Origin of the sequence: Herbaspirillum sp. GW103 (assembly GCF_000261365.1) — a bacterium.
GTDB lineage: Bacteria > Pseudomonadota > Gammaproteobacteria > Burkholderiales > Burkholderiaceae_D > Herbaspirillum.
The window spans coordinates 225,999-243,193 of the sequence record NZ_AJVC01000001.1 but is presented as its reverse complement, the minus strand read 5'-3'; the positions used below and the strand labels follow the sequence as shown (position 1 = coordinate 243,193).

The 17,195-nt window shown below is 64.1% G+C and carries 13 protein-coding genes; 4 read left to right on the top strand and 9 right to left on the bottom strand.

The window, feature by feature from the left end; genetic code table 11:
* Positions 1-81 precede the first annotated feature (81 nt).
* The 4 genes from glyS to GWL_RS01050 all read left to right on the top strand — a co-directional run bounded on the left by glyS (position 82) and on the right by GWL_RS01050 (position 4,728).
* Complete coding sequence (gene glyS, locus GWL_RS01065) at positions 82-2,202, top strand: glycine--tRNA ligase subunit beta (RefSeq protein ID WP_008325693.1); 2,121 nt, start codon at positions 82-84, stop codon at positions 2,200-2,202.
* Positions 2,203-2,293: 91 nt separating this feature from the next.
* The gene (gmhB, locus tag GWL_RS01060; protein WP_008325692.1) at positions 2,294-2,851 is read left to right on the top strand and encodes a D-glycero-beta-D-manno-heptose 1,7-bisphosphate 7-phosphatase; all 558 of its coding nucleotides are present in this window, start codon (positions 2,294-2,296) and stop codon (positions 2,849-2,851) included.
* 55 nt (positions 2,852-2,906) lie between these two features.
* Positions 2,907-3,692: a 1-acyl-sn-glycerol-3-phosphate acyltransferase gene (locus GWL_RS01055; RefSeq protein ID WP_008325691.1), complete on the top strand. Its 786-nt coding sequence runs from the start codon at positions 2,907-2,909 to the stop codon at positions 3,690-3,692.
* 52 nt (positions 3,693-3,744) lie between these two features.
* A complete protein-coding gene (locus GWL_RS01050) occupies positions 3,745-4,728 on the top strand; it encodes a M48 family metallopeptidase (RefSeq protein WP_008325689.1) in 984 nt (327 codons plus the stop codon).
* 25 nt (positions 4,729-4,753) lie between these two features.
* On the opposite strand, the gene GWL_RS01045 is transcribed toward GWL_RS01050, so the two are convergent.
* From GWL_RS01045 to GWL_RS01005, 9 genes are all read right to left on the bottom strand, one after another.
* Entirely contained in the window at positions 4,754-6,877 is a 2,124-nt protein-coding gene (locus GWL_RS01045; RefSeq protein ID WP_008325688.1) for a TonB-dependent receptor, read from the bottom strand.
* A gap of 202 nt (positions 6,878-7,079) precedes the next feature.
* A complete protein-coding gene (locus GWL_RS01040) occupies positions 7,080-8,363 on the bottom strand; it encodes a chloride channel protein (RefSeq protein WP_008325685.1) in 1,284 nt (427 codons plus the stop codon).
* A 144-nt stretch (positions 8,364-8,507) separates the two neighbouring features.
* Positions 8,508-8,912 carry a lactoylglutathione lyase gene (gloA, locus tag GWL_RS01035; protein ID WP_034349675.1) on the bottom strand — a complete coding sequence of 135 codons (405 nt, stop codon included), beginning with the start codon at positions 8,910-8,912 and terminating at the stop codon, positions 8,508-8,510.
* Between the two features lie 85 nt (positions 8,913-8,997).
* Positions 8,998-10,656: an EAL domain-containing protein gene (locus GWL_RS01030; RefSeq protein ID WP_237713499.1), complete on the bottom strand. Its 1,659-nt coding sequence runs from the start codon at positions 10,654-10,656 to the stop codon at positions 8,998-9,000.
* A gap of 187 nt (positions 10,657-10,843) precedes the next feature.
* The gene (locus GWL_RS01025) at positions 10,844-11,218 is read right to left on the bottom strand and encodes a hypothetical protein (protein ID WP_008325678.1); all 375 of its coding nucleotides are present in this window, start codon (positions 11,216-11,218) and stop codon (positions 10,844-10,846) included.
* A 148-nt stretch (positions 11,219-11,366) separates the two neighbouring features.
* Positions 11,367-12,149 carry a 16S rRNA (adenine(1518)-N(6)/adenine(1519)-N(6))-dimethyltransferase RsmA gene (rsmA, locus tag GWL_RS01020; RefSeq protein ID WP_008325676.1) on the bottom strand — a complete coding sequence of 261 codons (783 nt, stop codon included), beginning with the start codon at positions 12,147-12,149 and terminating at the stop codon, positions 11,367-11,369.
* Positions 12,150-12,175: 26 nt separating this feature from the next.
* Entirely contained in the window at positions 12,176-13,198 is a 1,023-nt protein-coding gene (gene pdxA, locus GWL_RS01015; protein ID WP_008325675.1) for a 4-hydroxythreonine-4-phosphate dehydrogenase PdxA, read from the bottom strand.
* A gap of 119 nt (positions 13,199-13,317) precedes the next feature.
* Positions 13,318-14,805, bottom strand: coding sequence for a peptidylprolyl isomerase (locus GWL_RS01010; protein ID WP_034349674.1), 1,488 nt, complete (start codon positions 14,803-14,805; stop codon positions 13,318-13,320).
* 25 nt (positions 14,806-14,830) lie between these two features.
* On the bottom strand, positions 14,831-17,107 hold the full coding sequence (locus tag GWL_RS01005) for an LPS-assembly protein LptD (RefSeq protein ID WP_008325667.1): 2,277 nt from the start codon (positions 17,105-17,107) through the stop codon (positions 14,831-14,833).
* Between the last annotated feature and the right edge of the window lie 88 nt (positions 17,108-17,195).

Here is a 17,195-nt window from a genome sequence, read left to right as displayed (position 1 = left end):
AGCGCAACGCCATGACATGATGCGGCGCCGGTCCGGTTTTCGCCGGACCGGCGTCCCGAGCAAGACAGCAAGACAGACAACATGAACCAGACACTCCTCGTAGAACTCGTCACCGAAGAACTCCCGCCCAAGGCGCTGGCCAAGCTGGGCGATGCCTTCGCCAACGGCATCTTCAATGGCCTGCAAAGCCGCGGCTATCTCGATGCCGGCGCCGCTGCCACCGCTTACGCGACGCCGCGCCGCCTGGCCGTCTCCATCACGCAAGTGCGCGCCGCCTCGCCGGACAAATCGATCCGCGAAAAAGTGCTGCCGGTGGCCGTCGCACTGGACGCCGAAGGCCGCCCGTCGGCACCGCTGGTCAAGAAGCTGGCCGCACTGGCCGCCTCCACCGGGGCCACCGTCATCACCCCGGACCAGCTGGAACGCGCCCAGGATGGCAAGGCCGAGAGCTTCTTCTACACCTACACCGCCAAGGGTTCGGCGCTGGCCATCGGCCTGCAGGCGGCGCTCGACGAGAGCCTGTCCAAGCTGCCCATCCCCAAGGTCATGAGCTACCAGCGCCAGTTCGGCCGCGCCGCCGGTGAGACCGTGCACTTCGTGCGTCCGGCCCACTACCTGGTGGCACTGCTGGGCAACGACGTGGTGCCGATCAATACGTTGGGTCTGGATGCCGGCCGTACCACGCTGGGCCATCGCTTCCTGTCCTCGGGCGCGCTGCAGATCGCCTCGCCGGACGCCTATGTCGAGGCACTGGCCACGCAAGGCAAGGTCATCGCCAGCTTCACCGAGCGCCGCGAAAAGATCCGCACTGCGCTGCTGGCCAAGGCCGGTACCGACCAGGTGCTGATGCCGGAAGCGCTGCTCGATGAAGTGACCGCCCTGGTGGAATGGCCGGTAGTCTATGAATGCAGGTTCGAGGATGAATTCCTGGCCGTGCCGCAGGAATGCCTGATCCTGACCATGCAGACCAACCAGAAATATTTTGCGCTGACCGACGCCAATGGCCGTCTGCGTTCGCGCTTCCTGATCGTTTCCAACCTGGAGACCGATCGCCCCGAACACATCATCGGCGGCAACGAGCGCGTGGTGCGCCCGCGTCTGTCGGATGCCAAGTTCTTCTTCGAGCAGGACAAGAAAAAATCCCTGGCCGATCGCGTGCCGCAACTGGCCAACGTGGTCTACCACAACAAGCTGGGCAACCAGCTGCAACGCACCGAGCGCGTGCAGGCACTGGCCGGCAAGATCGCCAGCCTGCTGGGCGGCGACGTCAAACTGGCCGAGCGCGGCGCACTGCTGGCCAAGGCCGACCTGCTCACCGACATGGTCGGTGAATTCCCCGAACTGCAAGGCATCATGGGGACCTACTACGCCCGTCACGATGGCGAAGCCGACGAGGTGGCACTGGCCGCCTCCGAGCACTACCAGCCACGCTTTGCCGGCGATGCGTTGCCGACCACCGCCACCGGTACCGCCGTGGCCCTGGCCGACAAGCTGGAAACCCTGGTCGGCATCTGGGGCATCGGCCTGCAGCCCACCGGCGACAAGGACCCGTTCGCCCTGCGCCGCCATGCCCTGGGCGTGCTGCGCATGCTGGTCGAGAAGCGTCTGCCGCTGTCGCTGAGTGCCTTGCTGGATGCGGCGGTGGGGCTGTTTGCCGGCAACGCCAACTTCAAGGATCCGCGTGCCGATGTGCAGGCCTTCATCTACGACCGTCTGCGCGGCCTGCTGCGCGAGCGCGGCTTTGCGCAGAACGAAGTGGAAGCCGTGGTGGCGCAGCAGCCCGACGTACTGGACAACGTGGTCGAACGCCTGCAGGCCGTGCAAGCCTTCGCCGCCCTGCCCGAAGCCGAAGCGCTGGCTGCGGCCAACAAGCGCATCACCAACATCTTGAAGAAGATCGAAGGCGTAGCCATCGACGCCCATGGCGCCGTGCAGGAAAACCTGCTCAAGGAAGCTGCCGAGCAAGGGCTGTTCGCTGCCATGCAGACCACCCGTCCGCAGGTACAGGCGGCCTATGCAGCGGGCGACTTCGCCGGTGCGCTCAAGGCCCTGGCCCAGCTGCGTCAGAATGTCGATGCCTTCTTCAACGACGTGATGGTCAACGCCGAGGATGAGCAGCTGCGCAAGAACCGCCAGGCTCTGCTGGCCTCGCTGCATGGCATGCTCAACCAGGTGGCTGACATTTCCAAGCTGGCGGCATAATCCATCTCGCTACCGGCTGTCGCACCAGCAACACCGAACCGCCGCGCACGGGCTTGTCCTGGCGCGGCGGTGTTCATGAAGGAAAGCAGGAATGAAACTGATCATTCTCGACCGCGATGGCGTCATCAATCATGATTCCGACGCCTTCATCAAGTCGCCCGACGAGTGGATCCCCATCAAGGGTTCGCTGGAAGCCATTGCGCGCCTGAACCAGGCCGGCTATCGCGTGGTGGTGGCCACCAACCAGTCCGGCGTGGCGCGCGGCCTGTTCGACATCCAGACCCTCAACGCCATCCACCAGAAGATGCACAATGCGGCCCAGCAGGCCGGTGCCGATATCGATGCGGTGTTCTTCTGCCCGCACTCGGCCGATGACAACTGTGATTGCCGCAAGCCCAAGCCGGGCATGTTCAACGAGATCGCCAGGCGCTTCAACATCAGCCTGCGCGGTGGCGTGGCCACCGTCGGCGATTCGCTGCGTGACCTGCAGGCTGGCTATGTGGCCGGTTGCGCGCCCTATCTGGTACTGACCGGCAAGGGCGAGAAGACCCAGGCCAAGGGCGGCTTGCCGCCGGGCACGCTGGTTTTCCCGGATTTATCGGCGGTGGTTGATTTCATTCTGAAGTCGCCCGTCGGGGTCTCGGTATAGTGCCGTCACTGCGACCGCGCAGCCAACCCCATTCATTACAACAACATGCTTCGGCATGGGAGAAACGATTTTGCGCCTTGTCCTGATTCTGCGTTCGGTGGTCTTCATGGTCCTGATGGCCGTGGCCACCATCATCTGGTCCTTCGCCTGCCTGCTGTCGGCCCCCTTCCCTTACGCCCAGCGCTACTGGTGGACGTCACGCTGGAACGTGTTCGTGATCTGGACCGCGCGCGTCATCTGCGGCATCCGCTACGAGATGCGCGGCACCGAGAACCTGCCTGATGCGCCGGTGATCCTGCTCTCCAAGCACCAGTCAGCCTGGGAGACCATCTTCTACGTCATCAACATGCCGCGTCCGCTGGTGTTCGTATTCAAGAAGGAACTGACCTACATCCCCTTCTTCGGCTGGGGCATCGGACTGTTGCGCATGATCCCCATCGATCGCAAGAAGGGCCGCGATGCCTTTGCGCAAGTGCTGGAACATGGCCGCCGCCGTCTGCGCGATGGCCAGTGGATCGTCATGTTCCCGGAAGGTACGCGTACCCCGGTCGGCTCGCAAGGCAAGTACAAGGCCGGCGGTTCGCGCCTGGCAGTGGAAACCAACACGCTGGTGGTGCCCGTGGCGGTGAACTCGGGCGAGTGCTGGCCCAAGGGCAGCTTCGTCAAGAAGCCGGGCGTCATCACGGTCTCGATCGGCAAGCCGATTTCGCCGGAAGGATTGAATCCCCAGGAGTTGAACGAGCGCGTCGAAAATTGGATAGAATCCGAGATGCGCGTGATTTCGCCGGACGTCTACAAAAACAGCGCGCCCCGGCCGGCCGCCTCGACTGCATCGCAGTAATGCCGCGCGGCCAACTCCTTAGCCAACAGCAACACAGGACGCCGCGACTGCCTTGATACTGCTCCGCAAACCCAAGACCAATCCCGACCAGCTCTCGCTGCAACTGGATTTGTTTGGCGCGCCCGCCGCTGCTCCGGCCGCCGCGCCAGTTGATCCGGGTCCGGCGCTGCCATCGCCGACGGTGCAACCTCCGCTCATCGTGACACCGCATCCAGTGGTCCACGCGGCACCGCTGCCACCACCGCTCATTGCCGAACCGCCTGCGCCCCCCGGCCCGCTGCTGTCCCCACCGACCACGGCCCGTCCGGCCGATGGCAAGCGCCGCATCCAGCTGGGCGAACACACCATCGATTTTGCGCTGTTGCGCTCCAAGCGCCGTACCATCGGTTTCCTGGTCAGTGACGAAGGCCTGCGCGTGACCGCGCCCAAGTGGGTCACGTTAGCCGAGATCGACAACGCCATCCGCGAAAAGCAGCGCTGGATACTGAGCAAACTCAACGAGCGCCGCGAGCGTTCGGCGCGCCGCCTGCAACCGCAGATGCAGTGGCGCGATGGCGCCACCCTGCCCTACCTGGGTGCCGACATCACGCTGCGCATCCGTACCGGCCAGCGCCAGGCGGTGTTGCTCGACGAGCTCACGCGCGAACTCAACATCAGCCTGCCGGCCGATGCCGGTGAGCAGCAGCTGAAGGATCGCGTGCAAGGGTGGATGCAGGCGCGGGCTGAAGAGCTGTTCGGCAAGCGCCTGATGATCTATGCAGAAAAACTGGGTGTACGCTATCGCTCCTATGCGCTGTCCTCGGCCACGACGCAATGGGGTTCCTGCACCTCGGACGCGCGCATCCGCCTGAACTGGCGGCTCATACACTTCGCCCTGCCACTGATCGATTACGTGATCGCCCACGAACTGGCACACCTGCGCGAGATGAACCACAGCCCGCGTTTCTGGGCGACGGTGCAATCGATCTTCCCCGAATTCGAATCGGCCAAGAAAGCCCTGCGCGACAGCGCACCGGAGACCCTGCCGATCTTCTGACCGGCCCGGTCCCGGCCATTGCGGCTCAGAACCGCACGTTGACGCCCACATCCAGCGAGCGCCCGTAGCCCGGCAAAGCTTGCAGGCTACCGCTTCTGGACTTGGCCAATCCCGACAGATAAACCCCGCCCAACGCATCCGCATAGTTGCGGTTGAACAGGTTGCTGATGCCTGCGCTCACGCTGATGGCCGCATTGAACTGATAGCTGCTGCGCAGATTGAACACCGTGTAGCTGGCCGTGACCGGTTCCAGACGATTGCTGTCCACCAGCGTCTTGCGGGCGACGTAACTGACTTCGGCACGATGGGTCCAGGGCCCCTGCTGCTGTTCCAGCGCGGCCAGTACGTTCAAGGGCATCATGTGATACAGGTTGCCGCCATCGACACGCTTGCCACGCGTGAGGCCGGCCTTGCCGGTGAAGGCGATGTCCCCCAGACCGGCCGAGCGCCACAGTGGCCACTTCCACGACGCATTGATGCCAAACAGGCGCGCATCGTGGTTGGCAAATTGCAGCAGTGCGCCGGAGGCCGTGCTGACGCTGTAAGGCTTGAAGGTGCCGATGACATCGGCATCGATGTAGTTCTCCACATAGCTGAAATACGGTGTCAGCTTGAAGAACCAGCGCGGCTCGCTGCCCTGCTTGTCTGCCGCATGCCAGTCGGCGGTGGCCGAGAGCGTATGCGCCACTTCGGGCTTGAGGTCGATGTTGCCGACGTAACCGTTGCCATCACCGAACCAGTTGGTCATGGTCATGGCCATGGTGCCTCGTCCCCAGGTATAACGCTCGTACAGATTGGGGGAGCGCGTCTTGCGAGCGTATCCGAATTCCCAGGTCTGCCCGTCATCGGGCGTGAAGCGCGCCAGCGCGGTGAGGTCGATGTTGTTGTCGGTCTTCGCATGGCCGCGTGCGTTGAAGGCGTTGGCGGCCGTCAGATCAGCCATGTTCATCATGTTGGTGCCGTAGGACTGCACGTTGCCGGCGTCGGTCCTGACCAGCTCATCGCGCAGTCCCACGATTGTGCGCCAACGTTCACTCAACTTGCCCTCCCATTCGGCGAAAAGAGCGTAACGATCGCGTTTTCCGTCGTTGATGTTCACATAGGTGCGCGGGCCCATCATCATCGAACCCGGCACGGCGGGCCAGTCGTCATCCAGATGGAAGCTGTGGTACTCGTTGCCCAGGCGCAGCACGCTGCTGCCATCAGGCGCCAGGTCGATGTCGGCCCGCAAGCTGTAGCCCAGGTCGCGACCTCGCGTCTGCATGGGCATGGTGCCGGTGCGCTCGGCACTGAAGAAGCCCATCTCGTGCTCGGTACGCTGCCAGTAGAGACGGCCCATCAGCTTGCCCCAGTCGAAGCGGCGCTCATAGCCCAGGTTGGCGAAGGTGGAGCGGTTGCCGGTCATGTCCATGTACTGATTGGGGAAGCCCTGGTAGGGGATGTATTGCTGCCCGGCCTTGAACACCAGCTGCTGCCCGTCGCCGCGCGCGGCCACCGTCACTGCGTGGTTGTTGCTCTGGAACTGGCTGCCCAGCACCTTGTCGCCGCGGCCGTTGACGTAGCTCTCGGCACGCGACTGGCTGGCCACGTAATGGACCGAGAGACGGTCGCTGGCCACCGTGGCATCGACCGAGGCCGATACTTCCGAGTTGACGCTGCGTGCAGCCACCGAGAAGCCGCCCTTGGTCAAGAGTTCACCGGCTTGCGCGGCGAACTGCGGGGCCGGGGACGCCAGTTCGATGGTGCCGCCGATACTGTCGCCGCCCACACTGACCGGTGTGAGACCGGCCATCACCCGCACCATCCCGACCTGCGCCGGCGGCATATAGGACATGGGGGCGTTCATCTGGTTGCCGCAGGCGGCCGTGACCTCCATGCCATCCAGGCGGATCTTGAGGCGGTCGGCGGCAAAGCCGTTCAAGACCGGCAGTGCCGAGACACCACCGGCCGCCGCACTGGAATAGGCCGCTTCATCGGCGAGCAGCGCATTGCTGTCGGCCTTGAGCGGCGTCGTCACGGCAGGCTTGTCGCCGCGCACGGTCACGGTGGGCAAGGATGCACTGTCGGATTCTGAAGTGGTTTCGGCCAGGACGTGGCCGCAAGCGCTGAAGGCCAGCGCGATGGCGCAGGCGCAAGGAGTAAGCTGCATGGAAATCCCCAGGTTGTCGTTATCGAACTGCCCGTCTGCGCGGGCAGGTAGAGCGCGCGATTATGGGCGAGCAAAACGACGAGGGACTGCGACATATTGTCGCGTGCAGCACGACAATATGACGAAGGGGGCGGGCAGGTGCGTGGAGAGCGGGTATTGGCGGCTGCGTCAAATTGACGCAGCCTGTGAAGCAACGCCGGGGTCAGTGCTTGATGTAGCGTTCCGCGAGGGTTTCGTAGAGAGGCGGCGCGAACAGCTTGGACACGGCCGAGGCAATGAGCGCCGTGGCCATGAGCGAAATCACCAGCGCATGGCCGTCAACCATTTCCATCACGATCACGAAGGCGGTGATGGGCGATTGCGTCACGGCCGCCAGGTAACCCACCATGGCCAGCGCCACCAGCATCGGCAGCGAGGTGCCGCCGAAGAGCAGGTGCAGCAGGTTGCCAAAGCCGGCACCGATGGACAGCGAGGGCGCGAAGATGCCGCCCGGCAGGCCCGGCAGGTAGGAACCGACCATGGAGGCGAACTTGAGGAAGGGATAGAACACCGACAGTTCCTGGCCATCATTGAGCAAGCCATGCGCCTGCTCGTAGCCGCTGCCGAAAGTGGCGCCGCCGGCCGCCACACCGATGACCGCGACGATGAAACCGCACAGCGCAGCGAAGGCGACGGGACGTTCGGCACGCAGGGTCACGATCGTGGCGGGAATCCAGCGCGTCGGATTGAGAATGCACCAGCAGAACAATCCACCGGCCACGCCCATGAGCACCGCCGTGACGATCACGGCCAGGATCAGGCGGCCGCTGGTTTCTCCAGGGAAGGAAATGGAGCCGAAATAGGTATAGTTGCCATTGAGTGACAGGGCCACCAGGCCGGCGAAGATGATGGTGGTGATGACCACGCCACTGGCCTTCTGCTCGAAGCTGCGCGAGAGTTCCTCGATGGCGAACACGATACCCGCCAGCGGCGTGTTGAAGGCGGCCGCCAGGCCGGCAGCGGCACCGGCCAGGATCAGACGGCGCTCCATGTGCTCGTATCCGGCCGGATACAGTCGGCGCAGGTTGTACATGATGGCCGCGCCGATCTGCACCGTCGGACCTTCACGACCGATGGTCATGCCACCGGCGATGGCCACGATCGACAGCACGATCTTGCCGACCATCACGCGCAGGGACAGCAGCACGCTGCCGCGTTCGGCGGTGTCGCCATGCAGGGTGGCGATGGCCTGCGGAATGCCGCTGCCTTCGGAGCCCTCGAAGTAGCGGCGCGTGAGCCAGACGCAGGCGGCGCAGACTGCCGGCGTGAGCAGCAGCGGCAGCCAGGGGGATTTGTGCTCGATGCTGCGGAAGACACCGAAACCGATTTCGATGGCCTGGGCATACAGCACCGCGACCAGGCCAACGATGATGGCGCCGCTCCAGAGGATGCCGTATTCGACCCACAGGCGGCGCAGATGACTTTTGGAGAGTTGGTAGAGGCTCAATTGGCGTTCCTGTTGTTGTTCTGTTGATGCACGGATGCACGGGCATCCACGATGGACCGGACACGTGTCGCATCAATCCCGCGGCGCGTCCATGCCATGAAAAAAGCCCGCATGAGCGGGCTGGCAGGCTGACAGCAAGGCGCCTCAATCGGCGGCACTGTACTGTTCCTTCTTCTGGATGAACTCGATCTTGTAACCATCCGGATCGGCGACGAAGGCGATCACGGTCTTGCCGTGTTTCATCGGACCGGCTTCGCGGGTCACCGTCCCGCCCTTGGCCTTGACTGCGTCACAGGCGGCATAGGCATCATCGACCTCGATGGCGATGTGACCGTAGCCGGTGCCCAGATCATACGATTCGGTATCCCAGTTGTGGGTCAGTTCGAGCACGGTGTGATCGCGTTCTTCGCCGTAACCGACGAAGGCCAGCGTGAACTTGCCCTCGGGATAGTCATGCTTGCGCAGCAGTTTCATGCCCAGCACCTGGGTATAGAACTCGATGGAACGATCCAGATTTCCGACGCGCAGCATCGTATGCAGCATTCTCACTTGGCGACTCCTTTTCATGGCTAACGTGAAGCAAGCCGCTATTATCCCTGATTTGGCGAGCTCCCGCCGAGTCCGCTCCCCGGACTCAGTCCCGGTCGCTGCCGCGCAGGCGCCGGATCTGCTCTTCCAGGGCGCTGATGCGGTATTGCAGGCGGCGCTCCGTACTGATGTCGACGATCAGTCCATACCAGCGCTGGATGCGTCCCTCGCTATCGCTGTGGGGTGAGGCGCGGCTGCGCATCCAGCGCCACTGGCCATCGGGCCAGAGCACACGGAACTCGGTACGGAAGGGTCGCCCGCTGGGCAGGTTGGCCAGCCATTCCTGACGTACCCGTACACGGTCTTCCTCCGGCATGCGCGCCAGCCACTGCTGGTGGCGCTGCGCCGTGGTCAGCTCGGGGAGCCATTCGAAGGTCGGCCCGATGTAGTCGATCACGCCCTGTGCATCGGCGGCCCAGGGGATATTGGGACTCAGGTCGATGGCCCGATGGAAATGTTCTTCACTGTCACGCACCGTCCGTTCGGCAGACACCCGGGCGGTGATATCCACGGCCGATCCCGAGATGCCCAACAGTTCACCCAGGTCGCTGCGCACTACCTGGAAGGCCAGCAACGAGGTGCGACCGGTACGTGAATTGAAGAATTCGATGGGGGCAGGCAAGACGCCATCGACCACCTCGGCCACCCTCTGCAGCAACGGGCGGTGTTCGCTGCGGTCCAGCAGGTCGATCACGGGGCAGCCCTCCAGCTCGCTGCCGGCGTTGCCACCGAGCAGGTCGATCATCATGGCATTGGCGCTGACCACGCGCAGCAAGGGATCGAGGAAGCACAGCCCCACCGGGGCGCTGCGATAGAGCGAATCGAGCTGGTGCCAGCGCTGGAAGGGTGAGGTGTCGATGCCCGCACTGTGACGCTGCCACACGCCGCGCTCGTCGATCAGGCGAGCCGCGTCGGTCAGCGGCAGCGGTCGGCCCAGATGGTAACCCTGACCGAATTCACAGCCCATGCGCTTCAAAAGATGGGCGTGATGCTCGGTCTCGATGCCTTCCGCGACCACGTGCATCTTCAGGCTCTGCCCCAGCCCGGCCACTGCCAGCACGATGCGGAAGTTGTCCGGATCCTGGTCCATGGTGCGCACGAAACTGGCGTCGATCTTGATTTCGTCAAAGGGGTAGGACTGCAGCCGGGTCAGGCTGGAATAACCGGTGCCGAAATCATCCAGCGACAGGCTGGCACCGGCCTGGCGCGCGGCCAGAATGGTCTGCAGGGTGCGTTCGTGATCCTGTACCAGCACGGTCTCGGTGATCTCCAGCTGCAGGCGCGACAGCGACAGCCCGTGCGCAGACATGACTGCCGCCAGGCGCTCCAGCAGGCTGGTGTCGAGGAACTGGCCGGGCGACAGATTGATCGCCAGCCGCAGCTCGGGCGGCCAGTGGCGCAGGCTGGCGGCCACGGTATCGAGCAGTTTGAGCAGCAGCCCATCCAGCACCCCGCCGCGTTCGGCGACGTCGATGAAATCGATCGGCGCCACCACCCCGCGCTGCGGGCAGCTCCAGCGCGCCAGCATCTCGAAGCCCGCAATGCGCCCGGTACGCAAATGCACCAAGGGCTGCAGCGCCGGCCAGAGATGGCCAGCGTCAAGGGCAGTCCTGATGTCATCGGCGGCGATGGGGGCCATCATCGAGGATACGTCTCCTTGCTGGGTGGCAATGTGCGCGGCGGCGTCATTCTGACGAGACTTCACTCGGCATTATGCTGACAAAGTGACGACCGCTTCGTCATTATGTCGCGTTTTACTGACGTCTTGCTTGCTGGATTGCGCTCCCGGACACCGACAAAGCAAAACGGGCAACCTGCAAGGGTTGCCCGTTTTCCTCAAGATGGCTTGCGCCGGGATGTCCTGCCGCCAGGACCGCCGTCCTCCACGCCCCTCAGCGGCCGTAGTAGGAATAGTAATCCGGTCGGTCATCGTAGCGGTAGGTACGCACCTCGGTGCGCTCCACGTAACGCACCGGACGCGGCGGCGGCGCGTAGTAGCGCGGCTGCTCATAGACCACCTGTTGCGGCGGCTGGTAGTACACCGGCTGCGGGGCCTGGTAATAGACCGGTTGCGGCGGCGCCTGGTAGACCGGCGCCGGAGCGGAATTGGCGATGAGCGATCCGATGGCGACCGCGCCGATGATGCCGGCAGCAATCGCCACGCCGTTGCCGCCCCGGTCATGCGCCATCGCAGGCGTGCTGACGACGGCGGCCGAAGCCAGAAGAGTGGTGGCGATCAATACCGATGCGATTTTTTTGCTGGCCATGATTGGCTCCTGTCAAAGTAGTCCGCGATCTGTCGCGGCACGATTCCAATATAAGACAGGTTCAGCTTTAAACCACGGGATATGAAACTTCGTTACAGTTCTTACGGGTGGCGGCGCGCCTGTAATAAAGTGCAACAGCGGCGCGCCGTCAGGCCTGGCGCACCGCCAGCAAGTTGGCCAGGGCCACGAATTGCTCGACCGGCACGGCTTCCGGACGCGCTTGCGGATCGACGCCCGCCTGACGCAATTCGTCCTCGGTGAAGAGGCCCGCCACGCAGTTGCGGATCACCTTGCGGCGCTGCGAGAAGGCCTTGGTGACCACCTGTTCCAGCAACGCCTGTGGGCAATCCATGGGCTGCGCCAGCGGAATCATGCGCACGATGGCCGAATCGACCTGCGGGGGCGGGTCGAAGGCGGTCGGCGGGACCACGAACAGCAGTTCCATGTGATAGCGCCACTGCAGCATCACCGACAGGCGGCCATAGGCCTTGCCGCCCGGCTCGGCGACCATGCGCTCGACCACTTCCTTCTGCAGCATGAAGTGCTGGTCCTGCACCTTCGGCGCGATCTCGGCCAGGTGGAACAGCAAGGGGCTGGAGATGTTGTAGGGCAGGTTGCCGACCACGCGCAGCTTGCGGCCTTGCGGCACCGGGATGCTGGCAAAGTCGAACTTGAGGGCATCGGCCGAATGCACGGTCAGGCGCTCGGCGCTGAAACGCTTCTTGAGGCGCCCGACCAGGTCGCGGTCCAGCTCGACCACGTGCAGGTGGCGCAATTGTTCCAGCAGCAGCGCGGTCATCGCGGCCAGGCCCGGACCGATCTCGACCATGGCGTCGTCGGCAGCGGGTGCGATGGCGCCGATGATGTCGTGCAGCACCACGTCGTCGGTGAGGAAGTTCTGGCCGAAGCGTTTGCGCGGGATGTGTTTCATGGGGATTCCAGTAAGTTCGTGCGATCTCAGGCGGTACAGCGGCGGCGTGCCATGTCGGCAGCGGCGCGGATGGCTACGCACAGGCTGCCATGGTCGGCGTGGCCAAGGCCGGCGGCGGCCAGATCCAGGGCCGTGCCATGGTCGACCGACGTGCGGATCAGGGGCAGCCCGAGGGTGATGTTGATGCCATGGCCGAAGCTGGCGAACTTCAGGACCGGCAGGCCCTGGTCGTGATACATGGCCAGGACGCAGTCGGCCTCTTCCAGGTACTTGGGCTGGAACAGGGTATCGGCCGGAAAGGGGCCGCGTGCGTCGATGCCGCGCGCCCGGGCGGCTTCCAGAGCCGGCGTGATGACCTCGATCTCTTCGCGCCCCAGATAGCCGTTTTCACCGGCGTGGGGGTTCAGGCCGGTGACCAGGATGCGCGGATGGACGATACCGAACTTGCCGCGCAGGTCGGCTTGCAGGATATCCAGCGTGCGCGCCAGGCTCGACGCGGTGATCGCGGCGGGGACATCCTTCAAGGCCAGATGCGTGGTCGCCAGCGCCACGCGCAGGTGCGGGTTCTCGCCACCGGCCAGCATCATCACCACCTGCGGCGTTCCGGTGACCTCGGCCAGATATTCGGTATGACCGGTGAAGGCCACACCGGCATCATTGATGGTGCTTTTCTGCAAGGGCGCGGTCACGATGGCGGCAAAGGCGCCATCCAGTGCGCCCTGCACCGCCAGGTCCAGAGTCTGCAACACGGCGCGGCCATTGCGCGCATCCAGCACGCCGGCACGCACCGGTTCGGCCACCGGACAATCGATGACGGTGAGGCAGTCGATCGGGAAATGCGGCAGGCCGCCGTTGCGCCAGGCCTGGATGGAGAGTGCCGCCACGCGCATCTGCGGATCGATCTCGTAAGCCGTCTGCGCCAGCAGGGCGGCATCGCCCAGCAGGATGCAGCGCGCTTGGTGGCGCAGTTCCCAGGCGGCACGCAGGGAAATTTCCGGGCCGATGCCGGCCGGTTCGCCGCAGGTCAGCGCGAGGATGGGGCGGTTCATGGTGATGTCACTCATGGCCTGTGAGGGCAAAAACGGGCTTCAAAAAGCAAGGGCCGGCGACATGGCCGGCCTCTTGCGCGCAATGGGGAAACCTGCGGCCTCCCCTGCCGGATGGACGATCAGTCGTCGTTGCGATATTCGACGTAGGCGCGGTCACGGATCTGGCGCATCCAGTCCTCGGTGGCTTCCTCGATCTTGCGCTCGCGGATGGCCTGGCGGGCAGCCTGGCGGGCACGTTCCTTGGAGGCATCGTCGGTCTTGCGCTCGACCACCTGGATCAGGTGATAGCCGAACGGCGTTTCGATGGGCTCGCTGACTTCACCCGGCTTCAACTTGTCCATGGCGCGCTCGAACTCGGGGACGGTATCGCCCGGGTAGATCCAGCCGAGGTCGCCCCCCTTGGAGGCGGACAGGTCGTTGGAATACAGCTTGGCCAGTTCTTCGAAGGTGGCCGAACCGTGGTCCAGACGTTCCTTCAGTTCGGTCAGCTTGCGCTTGGCTTCGGCAGCCGTCACCACCTGGTTGACCTTGATGAGGATATGACGCACATGGGTCTTCTGCACTGCCGGGGCGGCAGCCTGGGTGGCGCCGGCAGCGCGACGGCCGACCAGCTTGAGGATGTGGAAACCGTTACCGCTCTTGAGCAGGCCGCTGACCTGGCCATCCTGCAACTTGGACACGCCATCCAGGAAAAGCTGCGGCAGGCGGTCGGCCGGACGCCAGCCAAGGTCACCACCGGAAAGGGCATCGGACGCATCGGAATAGGCGGCCGCGGTCTTGGCGAAGTCGGCGCCGGTCTTCAACTGGCGCAGCACGTCTTCGGCGCGTTCGCGGCGGGCGGACAACTGCTCGGGGGTGGCGTTCTCTGGCACACGGATCAGGATCTGGGCGATGTCCAGTTCCTGGCGTTGACCGCCGGCATTGGCTTCGGCGGCGAGGTAGTTGTCGATCTCGGATTCGGTGACCACCACCTTGTTGTCCACCTCACGCTCGCGCAGGCGCTGGCTCAGGATTTCACGGCGGATCTCTTCACGGAAGCTGGCGTAGTTCATGCCCTCGGCTTCCAGGCGGGTGCGGAATTCCGGCATGGACAACTTGTTCTGCTCGGCGATGCGCTGCATGGCGCGGTCCAGCATGGCGTCGTCGACCACGATGCCGCTTTCCTTGGCCATCTGCGCCTGGGCGCGTTCGACGATCATGCGTTCGACCAGCTGGCGCACCAGCTGCGCTCGCGGCGGCAATTGCACGTTCTGCGCAGCCATGCGCTTTTCCACGCTGGCCAGGCGCTCGGCGACTTCCTGGCGGGTGATGACTTCGTTGTTGACCACCACCAGGATGGAATCCACCGGACGCGGTTCCACACGTGCCCGGGTCGCCGCCGGCGCCGGGGCAGCGGGCGCGGCCACCGGGGTGGCCGGCTTGCTGGCGGCAGCCTTGGGCGCGCTCTTGGCCGGTGCTGCCGGTGCGCTGCCGGTGGTTTCGGTCGGCGTCACCGGGATGATGGTGGTGGCGAACTGCGCATGCGCATTGCTGATCACGCCCAGCATGCACAGCAGCACGGTCACTGTTTTGGTTGTTGCGAGGAGTGGTGTACGCATATTACGCATGGACTAATCGTTGGTTCGGAAAAGGTTAGAAGTTGTTGCCGGTCATGGTGTCCGGCAGGTTCACGTTCTGGTAACCGGGCACGCTGCTCTTGATGGCCTCCATCGGGTTGGAACCGATCTTGGAGAAGCCGTTCAGTTCAAGCTGGATGAAGAAGCCCGTCGACGCCTTGGTGGACGAGGTCGGGATGCGTTGCGCCACCACCCGGAAGACCCAGCAATCGGCCTTGTATTCGAAGCCTGCCAGACCTTCTGCCACGGTGCGGTCGGGGATCGAATAGTTCAGGCGACCCACGGCATAGATACGCTGGGTGATCGGCCACTGTCCGGACACATCGACCTGCTTGAGCGGATCGAGCACGCCCGTGTAGGGGTTGATGTAGGTGCGGTCCAGCCGGTATTGCAGGTTCAGCACGCGCTTGGGCGCCGGCTGCCAGCGGATGCCGAAGGTCGAACGCACCATCTGGCGCAGCGTCTCGCTGTACTGCACCGTGTTGTCGGTGGAGAACTCGCGCGTGATCTGGCCGCCCAGCGACAGCAGCAGGTCGGACTTGCTGCCCAGCGTGGTAGTGGTGGTCCCGGTGATATCGACCTTGGGGTCGACAAAGTAATAGCGTTGTCCCACGGCTGCGCGCAGGCGTTCCAGGCCATTTTCCTCGATCAGGCGCGAGGTCACGGCGGCCGTGAGCTGGTTGGCGTCGCTGATGCGGTCGTGGCCGACGAAGCGGTTCTCGGTGAAGATCTGCGCGAAGTTGAAATCGGACAGGCCGGAATCGAACACCGGGAACTGCGACTGGTCGCGATAAGGCGTGCGCACGTAGAACAGGCGCGGCTCCAGCGTCTGGGTCATGCTGCGACCGAGCAGGTTGGATTCACGCTCGAAGATCATGCCCGAGTCCAGCGACAGGGTCGGCAAGGTCCGGCTGAAACTGGTCGGCTGGCCCGCCGTGACGTTGGTGAGGTTGTAGCTGGTGGCATCCAGGATCACCTTGGGGGTGATGAAGTAACCCGGCCGGATGATGGGATAGGACACCGTCTGCGTGACGTAGGCACGGTCACCGCCCACCAGGTCGCCACTGGCGAAGCGGGTGAAGTCAGCGGTGGTGCTGAAGTCGAAGCCGCCGATATCGTAGCGGTTGCCGTTGAAGGTGATCTGCGGCACGCGATCGTAGGGCTTGGTGATCGGTGCGTCGACGTCCTGCAGCAACTGGTACTTGGACACCAGCCCGGTCACGCTCCAGTAGGTGCTGCTGTAGCTGAGGCTGACGTTGCGCGCCAGCAGGCGCTGCGTACTGCCGGTGATCGAATGCGAGAAGTCCGAGGGATAGTCGTTGTCGGAGGCCTTGTTCAGGTTCCAGGCCAGTTGCAGGCCGGGTGCCAGGGTCTGGTTGTGGATCGAGGACAGCGAATAACGGCCCGTGCCGATGACGCGGTCCTGGATGCCTTCCACGTTGGTCGAACCGCTGTAGGTTTCGCCCATGTAACGGGTCTCGGCGCCCAGTTGCAGGCCCCGCCGCGCAATGAGCTTGGGCACCAGCGTCAGATCGTAGTTGGGCGCCAGGTTGAAGTAGTACGGTACCGCGATCTCGGCGCCACCGTTGGTGGTCATGCCGATGGTCGGCGGCAGCACGCCCGACTTGCGCTCGCCCGAGAGCGGGAACGACATCCAGGGCGAACCCAGGATGGGGACATCCTTGAAATACAGCAGTCCGCCGTGCATGGTGCCGACGTCACGGCCGCTGTCGAGGTCCATGGTGCTGGCGCGCAGATACCAGTCGGGATCGGGGGCCTCGCAGGTACTGTAGGTACCCTGGGTGACCTTGGCCTCGTCATCGGAGAGGAAATCGATGCGCTCGGCCTTGCCCCGCCCGCCGCTCTTGCCCAGCAGATAAGTCGGGCTGGTGACGTAGCCGGAGCCGGTACCCATGTTCATCTCGGCGCGGTCGCCGGTGTACTGGTCCTGCAGACGACGCATCCAGACGTGGCCGGTGGCCTCGACTTCATCCTGGATGATGCGGTATTCGGCCTTGTCGGCCTTGATGGTGGTCGCCCCCTTGACCAGTTCCACGTCGCGGTCAAGGTTGACCTGGCGGTCGGGACGGCCGGTCATCTGCTCGGCGCTGACGTTGACCGGCGCATCCGCGTCCTGCGCCGGGACCGGCGTGGCCGCAGGCAGCGACATCTGGGCGTGCACCGACAAGGGCAACAAGGCAGAGGCCGAGGCCACCACCATTGCCGAAGAGAACAGACGCGCCAGCCGCCAGTTGACAGTACGTTCAGTGAAAGACTTGGAAAACCGGATCATGAAAAGAGAGGCTAGATACCGTGCAGGCGGATTTTTTGGGTTGAATCCCTTATTATATGGGAACTCAACCACGTCAAACGATTTCCTC